Annotated in this window: 18 protein-coding genes; 10 read left to right on the top strand and 8 right to left on the bottom strand. The window is 73.6% G+C overall.

Annotated elements, in window-relative coordinates:
• Window positions 1-264 precede the first annotated feature (264 nt).
• Window positions 265-1,269, bottom strand: coding sequence for a methionine synthase (locus ABD832_RS13990; RefSeq protein ID WP_344894065.1), 1,005 nt, complete (start codon window positions 1,267-1,269; stop codon window positions 265-267).
• A 246-nt stretch (window positions 1,270-1,515) separates the two neighbouring features.
• Between ABD832_RS13990 and ABD832_RS13985 the strand changes: the two genes are divergently transcribed.
• The 3 genes from ABD832_RS13985 (at window position 1,516) to ABD832_RS13975 (ending at window position 5,630) form a co-directional block, all read left to right on the top strand.
• Window positions 1,516-2,754, top strand: coding sequence for a S8 family serine peptidase (locus tag ABD832_RS13985; RefSeq protein WP_344894062.1), 1,239 nt, complete (start codon window positions 1,516-1,518; stop codon window positions 2,752-2,754).
• Between the two features lie 147 nt (window positions 2,755-2,901).
• A complete protein-coding gene (locus ABD832_RS13980) occupies window positions 2,902-5,271 on the top strand; it encodes a serine/threonine protein kinase (RefSeq protein WP_344894060.1) in 2,370 nt (789 codons plus the stop codon).
• Window positions 5,268-5,630 (top strand): YbaB/EbfC family nucleoid-associated protein, encoded by a 363-nt coding sequence (locus ABD832_RS13975; protein ID WP_344894057.1) that lies wholly within the window; start codon window positions 5,268-5,270, stop codon window positions 5,628-5,630. Before ABD832_RS13980 ends, ABD832_RS13975 begins: the two co-directional genes overlap by 4 nt.
• Before the next feature lie 226 nt (window positions 5,631-5,856).
• Here the strand turns inward: ABD832_RS13975 and ABD832_RS13970 are convergent, their stop codons facing one another.
• The 3 genes from ABD832_RS13970 to eccCa form a co-directional block, all read right to left on the bottom strand.
• On the bottom strand, window positions 5,857-6,792 hold the full coding sequence (locus tag ABD832_RS13970) for a WXG100-like domain-containing protein (RefSeq protein ID WP_344894054.1): 936 nt from the start codon (window positions 6,790-6,792) through the stop codon (window positions 5,857-5,859).
• Window positions 6,789-7,166 (bottom strand): hypothetical protein, encoded by a 378-nt coding sequence (locus ABD832_RS13965; protein WP_344894051.1) that lies wholly within the window; start codon window positions 7,164-7,166, stop codon window positions 6,789-6,791. The genes ABD832_RS13970 and ABD832_RS13965 overlap by 4 nt, the downstream gene beginning before the upstream one ends.
• A gap of 100 nt (window positions 7,167-7,266) precedes the next feature.
• On the bottom strand, window positions 7,267-11,253 hold the full coding sequence (gene eccCa, locus ABD832_RS13960; RefSeq protein WP_344894047.1) for a type VII secretion protein EccCa: 3,987 nt from the start codon (window positions 11,251-11,253) through the stop codon (window positions 7,267-7,269).
• Window positions 11,254-11,399: 146 nt separating this feature from the next.
• Here eccCa and eccD point away from each other — a divergent pair, with 146 nt between their 5' ends.
• Window positions 11,400-12,779, top strand: coding sequence for a type VII secretion integral membrane protein EccD (eccD, locus tag ABD832_RS13955; protein ID WP_344894044.1), 1,380 nt, complete (start codon window positions 11,400-11,402; stop codon window positions 12,777-12,779).
• Window positions 12,780-12,925: 146 nt separating this feature from the next.
• Here eccD and ABD832_RS13950 read toward each other — a convergent pair whose 3' ends face one another.
• From ABD832_RS13950 to ABD832_RS13940, 3 genes are read right to left on the bottom strand one after another with little or no spacing between them, the layout of a single operon-like run.
• Window positions 12,926-13,336 (bottom strand): YbaB/EbfC family nucleoid-associated protein, encoded by a 411-nt coding sequence (locus tag ABD832_RS13950; RefSeq protein WP_344894041.1) that lies wholly within the window; start codon window positions 13,334-13,336, stop codon window positions 12,926-12,928.
• Window positions 13,333-14,142: a hypothetical protein gene (locus ABD832_RS13945; protein WP_344894038.1), complete on the bottom strand. Its 810-nt coding sequence runs from the start codon at window positions 14,140-14,142 to the stop codon at window positions 13,333-13,335. Before ABD832_RS13945 ends, ABD832_RS13950 begins: the two co-directional genes overlap by 4 nt.
• A gap of 21 nt (window positions 14,143-14,163) precedes the next feature.
• Window positions 14,164-14,466 carry a hypothetical protein gene (locus ABD832_RS13940; RefSeq protein WP_344894035.1) on the bottom strand — a complete coding sequence of 101 codons (303 nt, stop codon included), beginning with the start codon at window positions 14,464-14,466 and terminating at the stop codon, window positions 14,164-14,166.
• A gap of 204 nt (window positions 14,467-14,670) precedes the next feature.
• Between ABD832_RS13940 and eccB the strand changes: the two genes are divergently transcribed.
• The 6 genes from eccB (at window position 14,671) to ABD832_RS13910 (ending at window position 19,619) form a co-directional block, all read left to right on the top strand.
• Window positions 14,671-16,098, top strand: coding sequence for a type VII secretion protein EccB (eccB, locus tag ABD832_RS13935; protein ID WP_344894032.1), 1,428 nt, complete (start codon window positions 14,671-14,673; stop codon window positions 16,096-16,098).
• 109 nt (window positions 16,099-16,207) lie between these two features.
• Window positions 16,208-16,519, top strand: coding sequence for a WXG100 family type VII secretion target (locus tag ABD832_RS13930; protein WP_344894029.1), 312 nt, complete (start codon window positions 16,208-16,210; stop codon window positions 16,517-16,519).
• 24 nt (window positions 16,520-16,543) lie between these two features.
• Complete coding sequence (locus tag ABD832_RS13925) at window positions 16,544-16,849, top strand: WXG100 family type VII secretion target (RefSeq protein WP_344894026.1); 306 nt, start codon at window positions 16,544-16,546, stop codon at window positions 16,847-16,849.
• A gap of 106 nt (window positions 16,850-16,955) precedes the next feature.
• Window positions 16,956-17,324, top strand: a complete 369-nt coding sequence (locus tag ABD832_RS13920) for a hypothetical protein (RefSeq protein WP_344894023.1) — start codon at window positions 16,956-16,958, stop codon at window positions 17,322-17,324.
• A 4-nt stretch (window positions 17,325-17,328) separates the two neighbouring features.
• Window positions 17,329-18,879: a WXG100 family type VII secretion target gene (locus ABD832_RS13915; RefSeq protein WP_344894020.1), complete on the top strand. Its 1,551-nt coding sequence runs from the start codon at window positions 17,329-17,331 to the stop codon at window positions 18,877-18,879.
• A 98-nt stretch (window positions 18,880-18,977) separates the two neighbouring features.
• Window positions 18,978-19,619: an MBL fold metallo-hydrolase gene (locus tag ABD832_RS13910; RefSeq protein ID WP_344894017.1), complete on the top strand. Its 642-nt coding sequence runs from the start codon at window positions 18,978-18,980 to the stop codon at window positions 19,617-19,619.
• Between the two features lie 111 nt (window positions 19,620-19,730).
• Here ABD832_RS13910 and mnmA read toward each other — a convergent pair whose 3' ends face one another.
• Complete coding sequence (gene mnmA / locus ABD832_RS13905; protein ID WP_344894014.1) at window positions 19,731-20,801, bottom strand: tRNA 2-thiouridine(34) synthase MnmA; 1,071 nt, start codon at window positions 20,799-20,801, stop codon at window positions 19,731-19,733.
• Window positions 20,802-20,826: the final 25 nt, after the last annotated feature.

Here is a 20,826-nt window from a genome sequence, read left to right as displayed (position 1 = left end):
CCGGACACCGACAACCGGCTCGGGCGACCGGCCGCCGGCGCCACGTCACCGGCACCGGGCCGCCCATACCGGGTCACCTCCACCGCGTCACCGGTGCCGGGGTCACCTCCACCGCGTCACCATCGGGTCACCGCCGATGCGTCACCGGTACGGCGTCACTTCCACCGCGTCACCGGTGCCGTGTCACCTTCACCGGGCACCGCCGGTGCGCCGCCGGTGCCACGTCACCGGCGCGTCGGCTCCGGCGCGCCGCCGTCCCCGGGCTCACTCGCCGGGGTCGTCCCGCAGCACCAGGGCGGCCCGGCGGCAGGCGGCCAGGGCCGCCCTGGCGTAGGCCGGCGAGGCCCCGGCCAGGCCGCAGGCGGGGGTGAGCACGACCTGCGAGGCCAGGGTCGCGGAGGGGAAGCCGAGCCGGCGCCAGAGCTCCTTCGCGGGCGCGGCCACCGCACCGGCGTCGGCGATCACGGAGTCCACGCCCGGCACGACGCCGAGGAACAGGGCCGTGCCCGCCTCGACGGCCTCGCCGATCGCGTCCTCCTCGCGCCTGTTCAGCAGGCGGGCGTCGAGCGACACGCCCCGGACGCCCGCGGCGCGCAGCACGCCGAAGGGCACGCGCGGGGCGCAGCAGTGCACCACCGTGAACACGTCCGGCGGGAACACCGCCCGCAGCCGTTCGGCGACGACCTGCCGGTCGACGGCGGCCAGCCGCCCGAAGCCCGAGGCGGTCGGGACCGTGCCCGCCAGCACGCCGGGCAGCCCCGGCTCGTCGAGCTGGAGCACGATCTCCGACGCGCCGGGCACCCGGCGGCGCACCTCGGCGACGTGCGCGGCGAGCCCCTCGGCCAGGGACGCCACCAGGTCGCGCACGGCCCCGGGGTCGGCGAGGGTCTTGTCGCCGTACCGCAGCTCGATCGCGCCCGCCAGCGTCCACGGCCCGCACGCCTGGATCTTGAAGGGACCCTCGTACCCCTGGACGACCTCCTCCAGCCCGTCGAGGTCGCGGATCAGGTGGTCGCGGGCGCGCTTGGCGTCGCGTCCGGGCCGGTCGGCGAACCGCCAGCCCGACGGCTGCACCTCCACCGGCATCTCCAGCAGGAGGGACGCGGTGCGCCCGATCATGTCGGCGCCCACGCCGCGGGCGGGCAGCTCCGGCAGGTACGGCAGCGCGGGCGACTCGCCGAGGACGACCCTGACGGCCTCGGCGTGGTCCTCGCCCGGATGCGAACCGATGCCGGTCGCGGTCGCCTCACCCCATGGGTACTGGCTCACAACTGCTCCTGGTCTCGCGTCGGAACATGGGCGGGCTCCGCCGGTGCCTGCCCGGCTCACCCGCCCACGCAGCTTATGGCCGCGCGATCGCGTCCCCGGCCCGGAAATCCCGCCGCGCCGTGACGGAAGGCACCGGGCTGAGTAGGGTGCTGCCCGGTATCACCTGTTTCCGGGGCCTGTGCGCTCCGGAGCGCCTCGGTCAGGGGGCCGTCGCGCTCAGGGGCCGTGTCGTTCTGGGGGCTCTTCGTGATCGGTCGGATGCTCGCCACGGTGCTGGCGCTGGTGGCGGTCGCGGCCCCTCCGGCCGTGGCCGGGACGGTGACGGCCGTGAGGGCGACGGTCGGGACGGCGACGGCGGCTGCGGCCACCGCGGGAGCGACGGTCACGGCCTCGGCGCGCGGTGCGGGATCGGCGCCGGAGAAATGCACTCCCAGGCGCGGTACGACCAGCATCTCCGAGTCCTGGGCCCAGCGCCGGCTCAGCCTCTCCGAGGTGTGGGAGCTGACCAAGGGGGCCGGGGTGACCGTCGCGGTCGTCGACAGCGGGGTGGAGGCCCGGCATCCCCAGCTGAGGAGGATCCGCTCGGTCGACCTGACCGCCACCGGGGTCCGCGACTGCCTCGGCCACGGCACGGCGGTGGCGGGCATCATCGGGGCGGCGGAGATGAAGGGGGTGCCGTTCACCGGGGTCGCGCCGCAGGCGAGGCTGATCTCCGTCAAGCAGACCTCCGACGGCACCGGGGACGTGGGCAGGCTGGCCGCGGCCATCGTGCGGGCCACCGAGCTCGGCGCCGACGTGATCAACGTCTCGGTGCAGGCGAGCGACCAGGCCGACCTGCGCAACGCGGTCGCCTACGCCCTGGCCAGGGACGCGGTCGTGGTGGCCGCGGCCGGCAACGTGCAGAAGGAGGACGGCACCCCGGCGCCCGCCTACCCGGCCGCCTACGAGGGGGTCATCTCGGTCGGGGCGGCCGGTCCCGACGGGGCCAGGGCCGACTCCTCGAACGCGGTCACCCCGGTCACCGTCCTGGCCCCGGGCCGGGGGGTCACGAGCACCTGGGCCGGGCGGAGCTACCGCGAGGACCTGGAGGGCACCAGCTTCGCCGCGCCGTACGTGGCCGGGGTGGCCGCGCTGGTGCGCGCCCGCCACCCGCAGCTGGACAACGTGCGGATCCGGCGGCGCATCGAGCTGACCGCGGACGGCGGCACCGGGACGGGCACCGGCGCGGGGATGGTGAACCCGCTGCTGGCGGTCTCGGCGATCCTGCCGTCCGAGCAGGTGGCGCTCGCGCCGCGCGAGGCGGCCCCGCTGCCCGCGGACGCGGTGCGGCCCGCTCCCGTCCGGGATCCCGTCGCCGTCTCGCGCGCTCTGTGGCTCGCGCTGAGCGCGCTCGCCGCGGGCGTTCTGGTCACCGCGGCCGGCATCGCCGTGCCGATGGGCCGTCGCCGGGGCTGGCGGCCCGGCACACCAGAGAATCAAACATGACAAACGTATTAAAAACCCGCTCTACCCCGCCAGGTTTGGTTGGATGGGACTCAAATAGCCTTAAGCGGCTTTATTGACAGCTGCGCTGGAAGGAATCCAATGGGGTATTTGTACCCATTACTGGCCGAAGATCCCAATCGTATCGGGGTGTACGCCCTGGTCGGCCGGCTCGACCCGGCCCCCGGGCACACCGTCTACCTGGGACATCTCCTCGATGACGAGACCGTTCGCGTCATCCGCCTCCTCCCTCCCCGGCCGGACGCCGACGCGCAGGCCCGGGAACAGATCACGACCACGCTGAACGCGGCCAAGCGGGCGTCCGGAGCGCACACCGCCAGGCTGCTGGAGGTGGGCTGGTTCGACGACTCCCCGTACGTCGTCCGCGAGCACGTCGAGGGTCCCACCCTGCGGCAGGCGGTCGCCGAGCACGGCCCGCTCGCCGGTGACGCGCTGGAGCGGTTCGCCGTCGGCACCCTCACCGCGCTGACCGCCCTGCACCTGGCGGGCCTCGCCCACGGGGCGCTCACCCCCGACACCGTGATCCTCGGCCCCGACGGCCCGCGGGTCTTCGACATCGGCCTCGTCCCCGCCACCGGCGGGTGGGAGCCGGACTACCTGGCCCCCGAGCGGCCGCGTGAGGACCCCCTGGCCCTCAACGGCGCGCCCGCGGACATGTTCGCCTGGGCGGCCACGGTCGTCCACGCGGCGACCGGACGGCCGCCCTTCGGCGGACGGCCGGAGCAGGGCCCGGCGGACCTGAGCGGCCTGCCCACGGAGCTGCGGCCCGTCCTCGCCTCCTGCCTGTCCGGGCGGTACGAGGAGCGGCCGGACGCCAGGAACGCCATGCTGCGCCTCCTGGGCGAGCGCGAGGCGGCGGACGCGGCGGCCTCCCCGGCCGGAACCGCTCCGGACCCGGTCCCCTTCCCCGGCGTCGTCGGCACCGTCTCGGGTGCCGAGGCGGACACCGCGGCGAGCACCGGGCCGGACACGATCTCGGACACCGGGGCACGGGCGGCCTCCGGTTCCGAAGCACGGAACGGCACGGACGTCACGGGGATCCTGCACGGGGAAGACGTCCCGGCCGACGAGGCCACTCCCGGCGCGGCCGCACCGGGACGGCCCGCGACATCTGCGACGTCGGTCTGGGGTGCTCCGCAGCTTCCCCAGGGCGCGTCCCCCGTGCCCGGCGTCCCGGCCCAGGCACCCCCGCCCGCCGCCGAGAAGGGGCCGAGGAGCGGGAACTTCTCCATGGCGCTGGCCGTGTGCGTCGGCGCCATCGTCCTGCTCTCCGGGCTCGGACTGTGGGCGGCCGGGCGCTACACCGCCCTGAACGACCTGGAGCAGGCCTCCTCCAACGGGGCCGTCCCGGAGGTCGCCCTCGGCCTGGCGGACAGCTCGCAGCAGGAGCCGCAGGGGGCCGATCCCGGCCAGGCGCCCGGGGACGACCCGGTGGGCAAGGTCACCGTGCCCTGGGGCACGACGCCCGACCCCGAGGCCGCGGAGGTCGGGCCGCTGCAGCTGCCCAGCGACGCTCCCACGCCCCCGGTGCCGACCATCGGCTCGTACACCGGCCCCCCGGTCGCCGTGCCGTCCGGCGCGCTGACCGCGGCCCCGACGGCGCCCGCGGTGCCGACCGTCCCCGCGACGGCCCCGGCCACCCCCACCGCCGAGGCGTCGTCCACGGCACCCGTCCAGACGACCCCGACGCCGGTGCCGTCGCTGACCGTCGAGCCGGAGGCGGCGCCGACCGTCACACCGACGCCGGTGCCGAGCCCCACCCCCACCCCGGGGCAGAGCGACCCTCCCGCCACGCCGGCGCCCAGCACGACGCCCACCCCGGCGCCGGTGCCCCCGACGCCGACGCCGAGCACGGGCCAGGTGACGCCGACCCCGGTGCCCACCCTCTCCCCGACAGCTCCCCCGGCGGCTCCTCCGACGGCGCGGCCGACGAACGCCAGGCCGTCACAGCCGGTCCCTCCGACCGCCAAGCCGACCGCCAAGCCGTCGCAGCCCGCCGCTCCGACCTTCAAGCCGACCGCCAAGCCGACCGCGAGCCCCTCGCAGCCCGCGAGGCCCACGGTCCGGCCGACGACCCGGCCCACGGTCCGGCCGACGGTCGCCCCCACGGTGGCCCCGACGGTCCGGCCGACCTTCTCGACGACCGCCAAGCCGTCCTGGACGCCCCCGGTGCAGCGCACCAACCCGCACACCCCCGAGCAGGTCTGCGGGGCGGGCTACACGGTGCAGCGCTCGGCGCCCTTCAACGGCGGGACGGCCTACGTGCTCTTCAACGCCGCCACCGGTAACGGCTGCGCGGTCACCATCAAGAGCGCGAACGTGGGCACCGCTTCACCGGTCTGGGCCACGCTCGACGTCCAGGGCGCCCAGAGCAGGACCGACCGGCGCAGCCACGAGTACTACGCGGGACCGGTCGTCCTTCCCGCCAAGGGCAAGTGCGTGCGTTTCAACGGCGGCGTCCCGAGCGGCTCCGCCGGTCTCGACTGGGGCTGCCGATGAGGCCGGGCGAGCGGGAGAGCGCGCCGAACGCCGCGGGCGAGACGTACTCGCTGACCGGCGACCCGGAGGCGGACCGCCTCCTCGCGGGGATCTGGGAACAGACGAACCGCATGGAGGAGGTGGGGCAGAGCCTCGCCGAGACCAGGGGCCGGGGCGAGGCGGCCGGCGGTCACGTCCAGGTGGAGGTGCTGGCCAGCGGCGAACTGGCGGCCCTGCGCCTGGACCCGCGCGCCCTGCGCCTGGGCTCGGAGGCCCTCGCCGAGGCGATCCTGGCGGCGTCCGGTGAGGCCGCCAGGGACGCGGCCGAGCAGACCGGCGGGCTGCTGAACTCGCTTCTGGAGGAACCCTTCCGGAACTGATCGGCGGTCCCCGACACACGACTCCGGCCCCGGGCTCCTCGCCCGGGGCCGGAGTCGTGCGGGTCGCGCTCGGCCCCGGAGCCGTGCCCGGAACCCGTGAACGTGCCCGGAACCCGCACGGGTGTGCCAGGAGCCCGGAGCCCGGAACCCACGGACAGGTTCGGGGCACGGGTTCCGGGCTCGGCGACAGGCTCAGGCCGAAAACGAGCTCGGGCCGGGGACGGGCTCAGGCCGGGGGCTTGGCCGTCCGGGAGCCGTGCACGATCACCTTGGAGACCCACTGCTCCCAGCTGGGAAGCCCGGGGTTCCCCTGGAGCGTGTTGTCCATCACGGTGTACATCCCGGAGCCGGCGAGGCGGGACATCAGGTTGCCCACCGCGTTGCTCGGGAACGCCTTGCCCCAGGGGCCGATCTTGGTCAGGTCGTAGACGCCGTCGAAGGCGACGTTGCTGACGAAGCCCCGGCCGAACTGCTTGGCGTTCTCCCCCGCGCCGGTGACGTCGTTGCCGGTGAGGTCCTTCTTGACCCCGGCCAGCTCGAAGATGCTCCACTGGATCACCTGCTGGCCGCCGGCGTAGCCGATGCTGTCGCCCAGGTAGTAGAACGAGTTGTAGATGATCTTCTCGACGCTCATCTTGAAGAGCTTCATCTGCAGGATCGCGCGGCCCTTGAGGAACCTGTCCATGATCTGTTTCTGCACGGCCGCGCCGATGCCCGCGGTGGCCCAGCCCCAGGCCACCGTGAAGACCATGTTCACCCAGGCCTGGATCGCCAGGACGATCAGCACGTACTGGGTGATCTCCACGGCGCGGGCGTAGTCACGGCAGGCCGTGGCGATCGCCCGGCAGAACGCGGCGAGCTGGCCGGGGTAGGGCCGGAACGTGCCCGTCCACAACCGGTTGAACTCCTGGATCGCCGCGCCGCCGTTGTTCTTCCAGACCTGCTCGGCGATGCCGTTCGCGTCGGCGCCGGTGCGCTCGACGACGTCGGCCAGGCGGTCCCAGACGTCCGCCGCCTCACGCAGTTTGTCCGGGTCCCCCTCGGGCCACTGCACGCCGAGCATGGACGTGACGAACGCGGCACCGCCCAGTGAGCCCGCCCCCATGGCGGTCTTGAACGGGTTGGCCTTGACGAAGGCCCCCACGCCTCCCAGGGGGCTCATTCGAGCTCGGCCTTGCTGCTCGCCTGGATCTCGGGACCGACGATCGCGGTGACCATCGCGCCGACCGTGGCCCAGTTGGCCCCGTCCACGTTGTCGCCGACCAGGCCCAGGTTGTCGCCGATCTTGAAGTAGGCGTCCCTGAGCTCCCCGGCGTGCTTGAAGGCCTCGTCACGGGCCGCGAGGTAGCCCTTGCCGCCGCCACCCGCGAACTTCTGCCCGATCTCGTCGTTCCCCCAGAAGGGCCCGAGCCCGTCGAGAGCGGCCATCGCCTCGGTGATGGCCCTGCCGAGCTCGTTGTTCTCGGCGCGGAAGTCCTCCTTGCGCTTGTTCAGGTCGGTCGGACTGATGTCCGTCGGTTCTGCGGGATGGGACAAGGCGCTCCCCCTGGACGTGACGTGCGTTTTTGGGGTGATGCTATGTACCCATTGTTACAGAAGAGGGCAGCTTTTAGACGCTTTCTGTTTGCTTTCCCGTTCACCTGTCCGTGTCGTCGGGCGGCGACATGAACGCGGTCTGAACGAGGCGCACGCCGTTCCTGCGGTCGGAGAGGTAGGCCCGGCCCGGCGGCAGCGGGTGCGGGCGCACCCCGAACAGGACACCCTCGTCCTTGTGGCCCGACATCATCACGGCCGGGGTGGCCATGTCCTTGAGCCGCTGGAGCACCGGGTCGAACATGGCGCGCCCGGCACCGCCCATCGCGCGGGCCAGCACCAGGTGCAGGCCGATGTCGCGGGCCTGGGGCAGCAGGTCCATCAGCGGCATGAGGGGGTTGGCGCCCGAGGACACCACGTCGTAGTCGTCGACCACGATGTAGATGTCCGCCCCCTTCCACCAGCCGCGCGAGCGCAGCTCCTCCGGGGAGAGGTTCGCCGGGGGGAGCCGCTTGACCAGCGCCTCCCTGATCTCGGCGATGAACTCGCCCGCGGCCGTCGAGGAGGCCGCGTACCCGATGCGGTGCTCGGTGTAGGCGGCGTCCAGCAGCGAGCGCCGGTAGTCGATGACGATCAGGCGGGCCGCCGAGGGCTGGTGACGGGCCACGACCCCCTCGGCCACCAGGCGCAGCAGGTTGGACTTGCCGCTCTCGTTGTCGCCGATGACGACCAGGTGCGGGTCGGCGTCGAAGTCGGCGAGCACCGGCGACAGCGTGCTCTCGTCGATGCCCAGCGGGATGCGCGCGCCGGTCTGGTCGGGACCCGGCAGGCTCTCGGGCCCGAGCACCGCGGGCAGCAGCCGCACGCGCGGGGCGGGCGGGCCCTGCCAGGCGGCGGCGACCGCCTCGACCATCGCCCGGGTGGCGGCGGGCAGGTCCTCGGCGCGGGAGCCGCCGTCGACGCGGGGCAGCGCGCCGAGGAAGTGCAGCCCGTCGCGGGTCAGGCCGCGGCCGGGGGTGCCCTCGGGGACGGCCAGCGCGGCCCTGCGGTTCACCTCGGACTCGTAGGCGTCGCCCAGTCGCAGCTCCACGCGCGAGCCGAACAGGTCGCGGATGGAGGGGCGGAACTCCGACCACTTGTTGGTCGCGGCCACCACGTGCACGCCGTAGCCGAGGCCGCGGGCGGCCAGCTCGGTGATGACGGGCTCCAGCGACTCGAACTCCTGGCGGACCGTGAGCCAGCCGTCCACCACGAGGAACACGTCCCCGAAGCCGCCGGTGTCGACCCCGCCGTCGGCGCCGTCGGCGCTCTGGGCGATCCGGCGCCGGTAGGTCGCGATCGAGTCGATGCCCTGCTCGGCGAACTCGCGCTCGCGCCGCGCGAGCAGCGCGGTGACCTCGGCGACGGTACGGCGGACCCGGTCGGTGTCCAGCCGGTTGGCCACCCCGCCGACGTGCGGCAGGCCCTCCAGCGCGGCCAGGCCGCCGCCGCCGAAGTCCAGGCAGTAGAACTGCACCTCGGCGGGGGTGTGGGTGAGGGCCAGACCGGCGACCATCGTGCGCAGCACGGTGCTCTTGCCGCTCTGCGGCCCCCCGGCCACGGCCACGTGCCCGGCCGCGCCGGACAGGTCCAGCCAGTACGGGTCGCGCCGCTGCTCGAACGGCCGGTCCACCACGCCCAGCAGGGCGTGCAGCCCGCCGCGTCCCTGCCACTGCGCGGTCGTCAGCCCGTGGTGCGGGGTGACGCTCAGCGGCGGGAGCAGCTCGTCCAGCGAGGGCGGCTCGGCCAGCGGCGGCAGCCAGATCCGGTGCGCGGGCGGGCCCTGCCCCTCCAGGCGCCGGACGACGACGTCGAGCAGCGACTCGCGTCCCGCGGTGACGGCCTCGGGTTCGGGCTCGGGCTCGGCCCGCGGGGGCGGCGCGACGTGGGCGGCGCCGTACGGGACGATCTGGCGTCCCTCGGCGCGCTCGTGCCGCACCACCCGGCGCTCGGGCGTGTAGGGCCCGGAGACGTAGGCGGCCTTGAAGCGGACCATACCGGTGGTGTCGAACTTCAGGAACGCGTTGCCCGGCGCCGAGGGCAGCTCGTAGGCGTCGGTCACGCCGAGCACCACCCGGCTCTCCATCGCCGAGAAGGTCCGCAGGCCGATCCGGTACGACAGGTGGGTGTCCAGGCCGCGCAGCCTGCCCTCCTCCAGCCGCTGCGAGGCCAGCAGCAGGTGCACGCCCAGGGACCGGCCGAGCCGGCCGATCATCACGAAGAGCTCGATGAACTCGGGCTGCGCCGAGAGCAGCTCGCTGAACTCGTCCAGCACCACGAACAGGGTGGGCAGCGGCCGCAGGTCGGCTCCCTGCTCCCTGGCCTGCTCGTAGTCGCGCAGCGAGGCGTAGTTCCCGGCGGCCCGCAGCAGCTCCTGGCGCCGTACCATCTCGCCGTGCAGGGCGGCGTGCATGCGGTCGACCAGGGGCAGCTCGTCGGCGAGGTTGGTGATCACGGCCGCGACGTGCGGCAGGGAGTCCATGCCCAGGAAGGTCGCGCCGCCCTTGAAGTCGACGAGCACGAAGTTCAGGACCTCCGAGGAGTGCGCGACGGCCAGCCCGAGCACCAGCGTGCGCAGCAGCTCGCTCTTGCCGGAGCCGGTGGCGCCGATGACCAGGCCGTGCGGGCCCATGCCGCCCTGCGCCGACTCCTTGATGTCCAGCTCGACGGGGCGCCCGTCGGTGCCGACGCCGATCGGCACGCGCAGCCGATTGCGCGGCGCCCGGGGACGCCACAGCAGCGCCGGTTCGAGCGCGGCCGGGTCGCCGAGTCCCAGCAGCTCGGCCAGCGTGGTGTCGGCGGCCAGCGCGTCGGCGCCCCCCGCCCCGGCCGGGGAGCCGCGCAGCGGCGCCAGCCGCCTGGCCAGCCCGTCGGCCTGCAGGTAGGAGAAGCGGTCGGGCCTGCCCAGGGGGGTGACGACCTCCTTGCCGCCCTGGTCGGTGGTGACCCGGCTGAAGGAGTCCTCGGTGACGCGCAGCCGGAGCGTCGTCTTCTCCCCGGCCGGGGTCGTGGTCCCGTCGAGGTCGATGAGCGTGACGCCCTCGATCGCGTCCGCGCCCAGCGGGGAGTCCTGTGGGACGTGGCCGCCGTCGATGATCACGACGTGGTACGGGAGCGCGTCGGCCGAGACGCCCGGCTTGAACCGGGCCCGGTTCTTGAAGTCCTCGCCCAGCAGCCGGTCCAGCTCGCCCAGGTCGCCCGTCATCAGCCGGACGGGCCCGGCGGCGTCGGTCTCGTGCGGGTGCAGGGCGTGCGGCAGCCACTTGACCCACTCCCAGTGGGCCATCCACTCCCCGGAGGCGCAGACCGCGATCCTGAGCTCGTCGGGCGAGTGGAAGACGGCCAGCTGGGCGACGAGCGCCCTGATCATGTCGCGGACCGGCGCCTGGGGGCCGGTGGGCCGGACCCGGGCGAAGGAGTGCAGGGCGACCGCGATGGGCAGGTCGGTCACGGTCGAGTGGGCGCGGACGAAGCGGCGCAGCGCCCCCGCGGACATCGCGTCCAGGTCCTCGACCGGCTTGGACTCCGGCGGTATGAGCTGGACGGCCAGGCGCTGGGTCCCGGTGCCCACCCGGACGGCGGCGAAGTCGGCGTCGGCCGGCCGCCGCTCCCACAGGCGGGCGCTCAGCGCGATCGACCAGAGGGCGTCGGGGTCGGGGCCGTTCCAGTCGAGCGCCTCGCGCTGTCTGCGGGCGGCGCGGCGGACCTTGGCGCGGGTCTGGGACAGGTAGCGGAAGTAGTCGCGCCGCAGGCCGTTGAGCCGCTGCTTGCGCTCTCCCCCGGCCCGGCCCATCTGGCCGATCGACATGCCGACCATGGAGAGCGCGAACATGCCGCTGGCCACGTACATGATCGGGTTTCCGCCGCCGTTGCCGGCGAACATCAGCCCCATCGCGGCCGCGCCGGCCAGCATCGGCAGGTAGGTGAGCACCTGGGTGAACCCCGCCGAGGTGGTCTCCGGGATCTCCGGCGGAGACTCCAGCAGGATCTCGCCGCGAGGTGGTACCGGCGGCGGACGTCGTTCAGGCCGCCGGACGACCACTATGCCCACTTCGCCCCCGATGTGAGTAAAGCTGATTTTGTCCCCGGCATACCGTAGCGAACCCGTTCCCCCTTCTCGGCGAAATCCGGATGAACGGCACGGAACCGAGACCGGGCCGGGTATCGGGCGACCGCCGGGATGGTTACCATGCGCCCGTGAACCAGGTGACCGCAATCCCGCTGTGCCGCATCACCGTCGTCACCCCGCGTCGGCGGGTCGACCTGGCGGTTCCCTCCGATCTTCCGCTGTCCCACCTGCTGCCCGACCTGGTGACCGCCACCGGCGAGGCCGACGCGATCCCGCCGGCCGGCGGCTGGGTGCTCCAGCGGATCGGCGCGGCCCCCATGCCCCCGGGCGCCGGCCTGAACGAGCTGGGCATCAGGGACGGCGAGGTGCTCTACCTGCTGCCCCGGGCCTCCCAGCTGCCCGAGGCGGTCTTCGACGACGTCGCCGACACCGTGGCGACCGGCGTCAAGGAGCGGACCGGCCGCTGGCGCCCGGCCCACACCCGGGGCACCGGGCTGGCCGCGGCCGCGGTCGCGATGGTCGCGGCGGTCGCCGTGCTCGCGGTGAGCGGCCCCGGCTGGGTGGTGGTCGTCGCCTTCGCCGCGGTCTGCACGATCCTGGCCATGGTGGCCGGCGCCGTGCTGTCCAGGGCCGCGGGCGACGGCCGGGCCGGGGCGGTCATCGGCTACACCGCGCTTCCCCACGCGTTCCTCGCCGGGGCGTGCGTGCCCGCCTCCGCCGGTCCCGGCGCGTTCGGGGCGCCCAGCCTGCTGGCCGGGTTCGCGGTGACCGCGCTGGTCGCCACCGTGACCGGCTGGATCGTCTCCGAGGGGCTGCCCAACTTCTTCGGCGTCGGCCTGGCCGCGGTGATCGGGGCGATCTGCTCGGCCGTGGTGATGCTCACCGCCGTACCGGCGGCCGGCGTGGCCGCGGTGGCCGCCGCGGTGACCCTGGCCTGCGCGCCGCTCATCCCGACGACGTCCTTCCGGCTGGCGCGGCTCCCGCTGCCCGCGCTGCCGGCCAACGCCGAGGAACTGCGCGCCGACACCGAGGACATCGACGGCGCCGACGTCCTGCGGCGCGCCGCCGAGGCCGAGCGGTTCGCCACCGGCCTGACCGCGGGGGTCGCGCTGGTGGCCCTGGGCGCGCTGCCCGCCCTGCTGACCGCGAGCGGGTGGACCGCCCCGGCGACCGTGGTCGCGCTCTCGCTGGCGCTGCTGCTGCGGGCCCGCGTCTTCCAGGGGACCGGCCAGCGGCTCTGGCTGCTCTGCTCGGGGATGGCCGGGCTGCTGGCTCTGATCGTGGGCGTCGCGCTCACCGTGCCGGGCTCGGCTCCCGCGGTGACGATCGGCCTGGTCTGCGCGGCGGGGCTGACGTGCGGGCTGGCGCTGTTCCTGCCGGTACGGCGGCCCTCGCCGTTCTGGGGACGCGCCGCCGACATCGTGGAGTTCTGCCTGATCCTGTCCCTGCTCCCGCTCGCGCTCGGGGTGCTGGACGTGTACGCCGCCATCAGGGGCCTGTCCGGCTGACCGGCCCCGGCCGGTCCCCGGTCCACCTGTCGTGCCCGGTCCGTCCCGGGCCCGCGGGTCCGGCCCGTCTCAGACCTGAAGATCCGGCCCGTCTCAGGCCTGCGGGCCCGGCGCGCGGGCCCGCGGTCCGTCCCGGGCCCGCGGGCTCAGTCGCGCCTGAGGTCCTCCAGGGCGCGGGCGAGGTCGTTGCCGATGTCCTCGAAGCGGCGGCGGGCCTCGTCCATGTCGAGCGTCACCGGCTCGCCGCCGGTGGCGGCGCGCAGCAGCTCCTCGTTCGCGCGGCTGGCGTCCTGCTGGGCGGCGCGCACCGCCTCGGTCACCGCCTCGGCGACGGCCTGGCTGTCCAGCCGCATGATGCGCGGCTCAAGGGTGATCTCCCTGATCTGCCCGGCGCCGTCCACCAGCGCGCGGGCCAGGCCTCCGGCGCCCGTCCCCTCGCCGGTGACGGTCTTCAGCTCGACGGCGACGTCGCCGAGACGGCGCAGCGTCTCCTCGCTGTTCCGTATGACGGCGTCCAGGTCCTCCGGGCGCAGGCCGCCGGGGTCGAGAGGGATCACTTGTACGGCTCCGGCTTCTCTTTCCTGGGGGCCAGCCACTCGAACGTCCCGCCCTTGGGAAGCTGGGGCACCTGGCCCGGGGCGACGGCGGGGGCGGGCTGGTACGGCAGGAGCGAGGGGTCGATCCTCGCCTTGGTGAAGTCCACCTTGGCCGAGCCGGTGGGCTCCAGGTTGAACGACTGGACCCACGCCTTGCCGGAGAAGTACATCGACATGCTGCCCGCCGCCGCCGCGATGAGCTTGCCCAGCGCACCGGTCGAGACGGCGATGATCTGGCTGGCCAGGGTGCCCAGCGTCCTCAGGTTGACCATGGCGGTGGCCGCGTACGGGGTCGCCAGCATGGCCGCCGCGATCGTGGCCAGGGCCAGCAGGGTCGCCGCGACCTTGGCGATGGCCAGCCAGTACGCGCGGTAGGCGTCGCCCATCTCGTCCACGATCCCGGAGATGTTCTTGACGTAGGCGCGCAGGCTCTCCAGGGCCTCCTGCATCCGCTGGACGGCGTCGTCGAACGCCTCCCTGTCGTCGGCGATCCAGCCCTCCTTCTCCTTGGTGAGCAGGACGGCGACGTAGCTCTTCACCGCGGTGTCCAGGCGCGAGTGGATGGACTCCCAGTTGTTGTAGGCGTCGGCCATGCCCGGCACGTTCGCCACGGCGGTGCTCGCGACCGCCACGCCCGCCCAGGCGGTGGGGGCCAGCCGCGCGCCGCCCTTGAGGGTGGACAGCACCTTGCCGGAGTTCGTGATCACCCCCTTGGCGCTCCTGCCCGCCGTCAGCGCGGTCGGCCTACCCCCCGATGCCACGGCCATGCCGCCTCCCCCTTCCGTGGATCACTGGTAGACGACGGTGCTGTTGTCCTCCGCGGCGCGCCAGTTGGCGCGGGCGGTGGTCAGCGCGACCGTCCACGACTCCAGCGCCGCCACGGCGTCGTCGAACTTCTCCCCCACGTCCCGCTGGACGTCCCGGTACCGCATCCCGACCGCGACCTCGCCGATGGCGCCCCAGCCGGGAAAACCGACCGTGGTGTCGCCGATCATCGCGCGGAACTCCTTGAGCTTCGGGATGACGTCCTCCTCGATCTCGGCGCGAATGCTCTCGATCGCCATGGAGGTGACGTACCTCTCCTGGGTCATGTGGCCTCCCGTGATCGCATGTTCCCGGACATCTCCTACCATCCCCATCCGGCCCTTCCGGGTGCTTCGAAGGCCTGTTCACACGCTCGCCGATGATCGGAAACGTCCGCGCCCCCCACCGTTCACCATCGGCACCGCGTGTCCCGGGCGTCACCGGCGCTTCTATGCTGTCGGCGACCGCGCACCCTGCGAGGCGGAGGTGGGATGCAGACCCGTCGTGATCTCTACCAGGCGCACAGGCTGATGACCCAGCGCCTGGGCATGGCCCTGCTCCAGGGTGAACCCGACGTGCCCGAGTCGCCGATGCGCAGGCACAACGTGGCCACGCTCTGCGGCGTGCTGGTCGCGGTGCTGGTGATGGCGGGGTTCGGCATCTACGGGCTGCTGCGGCCGGGCGGCGCCACCGCGCTCACCGCGCCAGGGACGGTGATCGTCGAGGAGGAGTCGGGCGCGACCTTCGTCTACAGCGCGTCCCAGAACCGGATGATCCCGGTCGCCAACGTGACCTCGGCCCGGCTGCTGATCGGCGGCGCGCAGGCCGTGAAGGTGCGCACGGTCACCAACGCCTCCCTGGCGCGCTTCTCCCGCGGGCTCATGGTCGGCATTCCCGGGGCCCCCGAGTCGCTGCCGCCGCGCACCCGGCTGGTGCGCGCACCCTGGTCGGCCTGCGTGGTCGAGGGCGTGGACGCGACCGGGGCACGGGCCCCGTACACCTCGCTGATCGGTGGTTTCGGGGTCGGCGGCACGCCGTTCGGGCGGAGCGCCGCGATGGTCGTGGAGGAGGGGTCCCAGACCTGGCTGCTGTGGGGGGACCGGCGGATGCGGGTGCCGCCCCAGAGCCTGCGGGCGCTGACCGAGGAGCAGCCCCGGCAGGTCCCCGCGGTCTGGCTCAACGCGCTGCCCATCGGCCCTGACTTCCGCGCGCCCGCGATGGCCACCCGCGGCCGCACGGTACGCGGCCCCGACGGCGGACGCTCGGCGGTCGGCCGGATCTACACCGTGCCGGCGGCCGCCGGCGGCACGGCCAAGTGGTACGTCCTGCTCGCCGACGGCCTGGCCCCGCTCACCCCCGCCCAGGCGGACCTGATGCTCCAGGACCCGGCCAGCAAGCGGGCGTACGGCAGGGCGCCGGTGCGCGCCGTGGAGATCGACGCGGCGACCGCGAACGGGATGCGGCGCTCGGCCACCCGTCTCGGGCAGGCCGGTCTGCCCGAGGTCATGCCGAAGGTCGTCTCCCCCGACCCGGCCTCGCCGGTGTGCGCGGTCTACGCCGACACCGAGCGCGGATCGACCCGGGCCCGGCTGACCGTCGGCAGCACGGTGCGGATCCCGGCGCCGCCCGGGGGGCGGTTCGACCAGGACTCGGTGGACCAGGTCGTGCTGCCGCCGGGCAGCGCCTCGCTGGTGGGCGTGCTGCCCGGGAACGGCAGGCTGGACGCGGTCGGCTCGCTCTTCCTGATCAGCGACCAGGGGCGGCGGCACGCGATCACCTCGGCGGAGTCGCTGCCGAGCCTGGGGTACACGGCCGCCGACGTCGCGCCGCTACCCGCCCATATCGTGCATTTGATCCCGCAGGGGCCTACGCTCGACCCCGCAGCGGCGAGAAACCCGGTGCCATTGGGACAGCGGTGATTCCCGTTACCAACGGGACATCCCCCTGTTATCAGGGTGAGATCATCTCACTGTCCACTTTGTAATGATCGAAGCACTCATGTCCATCGAGCACCATGGAGGTGCCAGCGTGGCTAGAACAAATGCGGATCACTCGCGGCTCGTCGAGTCCTCGCAGAAGACCCTGGACGCCAAGAACACGATCACCCAGATCAAGACCCAGCTCGACGGGCACCGCGGCGAGCTGCGCTCGGGCTGGGACGGCCAGTCCGCGGTCTCGTTCGACAGCGTGTTCAACGCCTGGAACACCGAGATGACCGTCATCCTGCGCGAGCTGGAGGGTCTGTCCGAGAAGCTCAAGCTCACCCAGAAGAACTACCAGTCGACGGAGGAGAACCAGGCCGGCACCATCGGCAAGCTCTCCGCCGACATCAACAGCTGACACAGCTCAGAAACGGGGATCACCATGGCTAGCGACCTTGACCGCACTCTTGTCGATTTCGGCCAGATGGACCGCTCTGCCGCGGACTTCGCGCGGCAGTGGCAGATGCTGGAGGGCACCCTCCAGACACTCGAAGGAGACCTCGACCGGTTGCTCGGCGACTGGGAGGGCGACGCCCGCACCGCCTACTACGCCGCACGCGCCCAGTGGGACGCCGCGTCCGGCCGGATGGCCCAGCTCCTCCAGCGCCTCGGTGGCGTCATCGAGATCGGCAGGGAGAACTTCTCGCAGACCGAGAAGGTCAACGTGTCGATGTTCGACGGACGCTGACACCTGGTAACCGAGCGGGCCACGGCGACGCCGGGGCCCCTCGTCATCGGGAAGAACCGACCGGGTCGCGGCGACGCCGCGTCCCCTCAGCCACGGGGAGAGAGGCATGCTACCTCCCGAAGACAGACAACCCTCCTGGCCCGGCCTCGACAAGAACCGTCCCGCCGTCGAGATCAAGCGCGACCGGATCAAGCAGCTCCTCAAGGCCCTGGAGGAGGACCTCGTGCGCCTGGAGGGCTCCAACGAGGGCGCCCTGCAGGACATGCGGGCCATGACCAACCTGACCGAGGCCCAGTTCGGCAGCTGGGACACCGCCAAGGACGTCGCCAGGACCGCCCAGAAGGCCCATATGAAGATCGGCGTGGTCTACCAGGACACCATCGCCAGGTACCGGGCCGCGATCGAGCTGCTGCGGGCCGCCGCCTACAACTACCAGGACGCCGAGCAGTCCAGCACCACGAACAAGGCGAGCTGAGGCGATGGGCAACGACCGCGCGATCCACCACATCAAGTTCGACGGTGAGAGCGCACCGGAGATCGGCAGCCGTGACCACTACAGCGGCTACAGCGCCGTCGAGATCAAGGAAATGCTCGCGGCCACCAACCCCCGGGCCATCGAGGAGGCGGGCCACGCCTACAAATCCGCGGCGGGCACGCTGCAGGGCAGCCACACCCTGATCAGGGACGTCGCCGCCCAGCTCGCCCAGGTCTGGAGCGGGGACGCCTCGATCCAGGCGCAGCAAGCGCTTCAACTGGTCCACAAGACGGTTCAGGAGCTGGCCATCCGCTGCGGCCAGCTCGGGCCGCCACTGGTCCAGTACGGCGCGGAGGCCCTTCCCAAGTACACCGAACTCGCCGCCACCAGGCCGTCGGCCGTGGGATTCCTCGACGGGCTCGACATCCTCCCCGGGGACGACATCGCCACCGGTCACGTGGGCGGCGGCTACCTCATCACCAACAAGTCGAACAACGACTTCGCCCGGGACGACCTGGTCAACCTCAACAAGGAACTGGTCAAGCTCTACAACGACATCCCCCCGACCGTGGAGAAGGACCTGCCCATCCTGGGCGGTCCGGCCGGCCCCGCGCTCACCAACCAGGACTACCCGGGAGGTATCCCCGGCGGTGTCCCGCCCGGCGGCGGGATCCCCGGCGGGGGGTACCCGGGTGGCGGGTACGGCGGGCTGCCCGGGGGTGGCGGTTACGGCGGCTACCCCGGTGGCGGCTCCGGCGGGGCCTATCCCGGCGGGGGCGGCTACACGGGCCCCGGCCTGCCCGGCTACCCCGGCGGGGGCTCCGGCGGGGGCGGCCTGCCCGGCGGCTACCCGGGCGGCGGCTCCGGCGGGGTCAACCTGCCCGGTGGCGGCACCCTGCCCGGCGGGGGGAACCTTCCCGGTGGCGGGGCCTACCCGGGGGTCACCGACCCCGGCGGGGGCCTTCCCGGCGGCGGGAGCAACCCGGCCTACCCGGGGTATCCGGGTGCCGGCGGTCCCGGCTCGGGACAGCCGGGGACCGTCACCATGCCGGCGGGGTACTCCCCCGACCAGCAGGGCGGCCTGAACCCGAACGACCCGCGCGCCACCCACCTGGCCGGCTTCGAGCCCACGACACCGACGGTGCCGACGGCGACGGGTCCCGGGACCGGCCCGGGCATCGGCCTGCCCCAGTACAACGGCACCGGCCCGGGCATCGGCACGGGCCCGTCCACCACCTCGCTCGGCCCGAACGGCCTGAACGGGCCCAACAGCCTGAACGGCCTGAACAACCCCACCGGCACCGGGCCGGGCACCTGGGTCGGCAACGGCGCCACCACCGGCGGGGCCGGGGGCGGCCTCAACGCCGTCAACGGTGTCGGCGGCACGCGGGGCGCCGGCGTGGGCACCGGTATGGGCATGGGCGGCATGCCGTTCATGCCGATGGGCGGCTCGCCGGGCGAGGGGAACCAGGACCGCGAGCGGTCCACCTGGCTCGTCGAGGACGAGGACGTCTGGGGCGGTGACGGCGGCACGGCTCCGGCCGTGATCACCTGACCGCGTCCCGCCCGGGGGCATCCCCCCGGGCGGGACCCATGGCGCACCGTGCCCGGGCTCGACCGGGCCCCTGAGAACCGGCCCCCTAGCCTGGGAAGATGAGACTCACGAAGTTCAGGCACGCCTGCGTACGCCTGGAGAAGGACGACTCCGCCCTGGTGATCGACCCGGGATCCTTCAGCGAGGAGTCCGCGCTCGACGGGGCCCGCGCCGTGCTCATCACCCACGAGCACTTCGACCACGTGGACGCCGACCGGCTGCGCCGGGCGGCCGAGGCCGATCCCGCCCTGGAGATCTGGACCAACGAGGCCGTGGCCGCCACGCTGACCGGCCTGCCCGCGACGATCCACACGGTACGGGACGGCGACACCTTCGACGCGGCCGGTTTCGGGGTACGGGTCGTCGGCGAGTGGCACGCCCCCGTCCATCCGGACATGCCGATCATCGGCAACGTCGGCTTCATGGTGGACGAGGAGGTCTTCTACCCGGGGGACGCGTTCACGGTGCCGGAGCCGGGGGTGCCCACCCTCCTGGTGCCGTCCAACGCCCCGTGGATGAAGGTCCGGGAGATGATCGACTACCTGCGCGAGGTCCGCCCGGCCCGCGCCTTCTCCACCCATGACGGCCTGCTCAACGACGACGGGCTCCGCATGGTCGACAGGTGGCTGGCGATGGAGTCGGACCACCAGCAGGCGGACATGCGCCGCCTTTCGCCGGGCGAGTCGGTCACCCTGCCGTGATCCCGTCCGGCGCCCCGGGGGCCCGGGACCCGCGGGGCGAGCACCCCGGGGCGGGCGGCCGTAGCCGCGCGACGGACCTCCGCCCGGCGGCCCGGTGACCGGGCCGCGGGCTCAGGAGGCCGAGGCGATGGTCGCGGAGCCGATCACGGTGTCGCCGAGGTAGAGCACGGCGGCCTGGCCCGCGGCGACCCCGGTGGCCGGGGCGTCCAGCGTGATGTGCACCTGGTCGCCGGAGAGCTGGGCACGGCAGCCGTACACCTCGCCGTGCGCGCGGAGCTGGACCGTGCAGGCCAGCGGCTCGCGGGGCACGTCCACCGGCCCGTTCCAGACCGGGCGCCCGGCCACGATGGAGGTGACCTCCAGCGACGAGCGCGGGCCGACCGTGACCGTGTTGGAGACCGGCTCGATGGACAGCACGTAGCGCGGGCGGCCGTCGGGGGCCGGGCGGTCGATGCGCAGCCCCTTGCGCTGGCCGACCGTGAAGCCGTACGCCCCCTCGTGGTCGCCCACCACCTCGCCGGACTCGTCGACGATCGGGCCCGGCGCCGCGCCGAGGCGGCCGGCGAGGAAGCCCCGGGTGTCGCCGTCGGCGATGAAGCAGACGTCGTGGCTGTCGGGCTTCTCGGCCACCGTGAGCCCGCGCCGCGCCGCCTCCTCGCGCACCTGGGCCTTGGTGGAGTCGCCCAGCGGGAAGATCGCGTGAGCGAGCTGCTGCCGGGTCAGGACGCCCAGCACGTACGACTGGTCCTTGCCGTGGTCGGGGCTGCGGCTCAGCACGCCGTCGGCGACGCGGGCGTGGTGCCCGGTGGCCACCGCGTCGAACCCGAGGGCCAGGGCCCGGTCCAGCACCGCCTCGAACTTGATCTTCTCGTTGCAGCGCAGGCACGGGTTGGGGGTGCGACCGGCGGCGTACTCGCTGACGAAGTCCTCGATCACGTCGCGCTGGAAGCGCTCGGCCATGTCCCACACGTAGAAGGGGATGCCGATCACGTCGGCGGCCCTGCGGGCGTCGCGCGAGTCCTCGATCGTGCAGCACCCCCGGGCACCGGTCCGGTGGGAACGAGGGTTGGCGGAGAGGGCGAGGTGGACGCCGGTGACATCGTGGCCCGCATCGGCGATGCGGGCGGCGGCCACGGCGGAGTCGACGCCGCCGGACATGGCGGCAAGCACACGGAGACTCATAACCCCTTGAGCGTACCCGCGTTGG

The organism is Streptosporangium longisporum (assembly GCF_039534895.1).
Taxonomy (GTDB): Bacteria; Actinomycetota; Actinomycetes; order Streptosporangiales; family Streptosporangiaceae; genus Streptosporangium; species Streptosporangium longisporum.
The sequence above is the reverse complement of the archived record's forward strand: the minus strand, read 5'-3'. Positions and strand labels throughout refer to the sequence as shown.

Bases quoted from the DNA above. Each gene is read 5' to 3' on its own strand.
- ABD832_RS13915 (WP_344894020.1), top strand. From the start codon at position 17,329: ATGGGCAACGACCGCGCGATCCACCACATCAAGTTCGACGGTGAGAGC.
- ABD832_RS13920 (WP_344894023.1), top strand. From the start codon at position 16,956: ATGCTACCTCCCGAAGACAGACAACCCTCCTGGCCCGGCCTCGACAAG.
- eccB (WP_344894032.1), top strand. From the start codon at position 14,671: ATGCAGACCCGTCGTGATCTCTACCAGGCGCACAGGCTGATGACCCAG.
- ABD832_RS13925 (WP_344894026.1), top strand. From the start codon at position 16,544: ATGGCTAGCGACCTTGACCGCACTCTTGTCGATTTCGGCCAGATGGAC.
- ABD832_RS13975 (WP_344894057.1), top strand. From the start codon at position 5,268: ATGAGGCCGGGCGAGCGGGAGAGCGCGCCGAACGCCGCGGGCGAGACG.
- ABD832_RS13970 (WP_344894054.1), bottom strand. From the start codon at position 6,792: ATGAGCCCCCTGGGAGGCGTGGGGGCCTTCGTCAAGGCCAACCCGTTC.
- mnmA (WP_344894014.1), bottom strand. From the start codon at position 20,801: ATGAGTCTCCGTGTGCTTGCCGCCATGTCCGGCGGCGTCGACTCCGCC.
- ABD832_RS13910 (WP_344894017.1), top strand. From the start codon at position 18,978: ATGAGACTCACGAAGTTCAGGCACGCCTGCGTACGCCTGGAGAAGGAC.
- ABD832_RS13940 (WP_344894035.1), bottom strand. From the start codon at position 14,466: ATGACCCAGGAGAGGTACGTCACCTCCATGGCGATCGAGAGCATTCGC.
- ABD832_RS13945 (WP_344894038.1), bottom strand. From the start codon at position 14,142: ATGGCCGTGGCATCGGGGGGTAGGCCGACCGCGCTGACGGCGGGCAGG.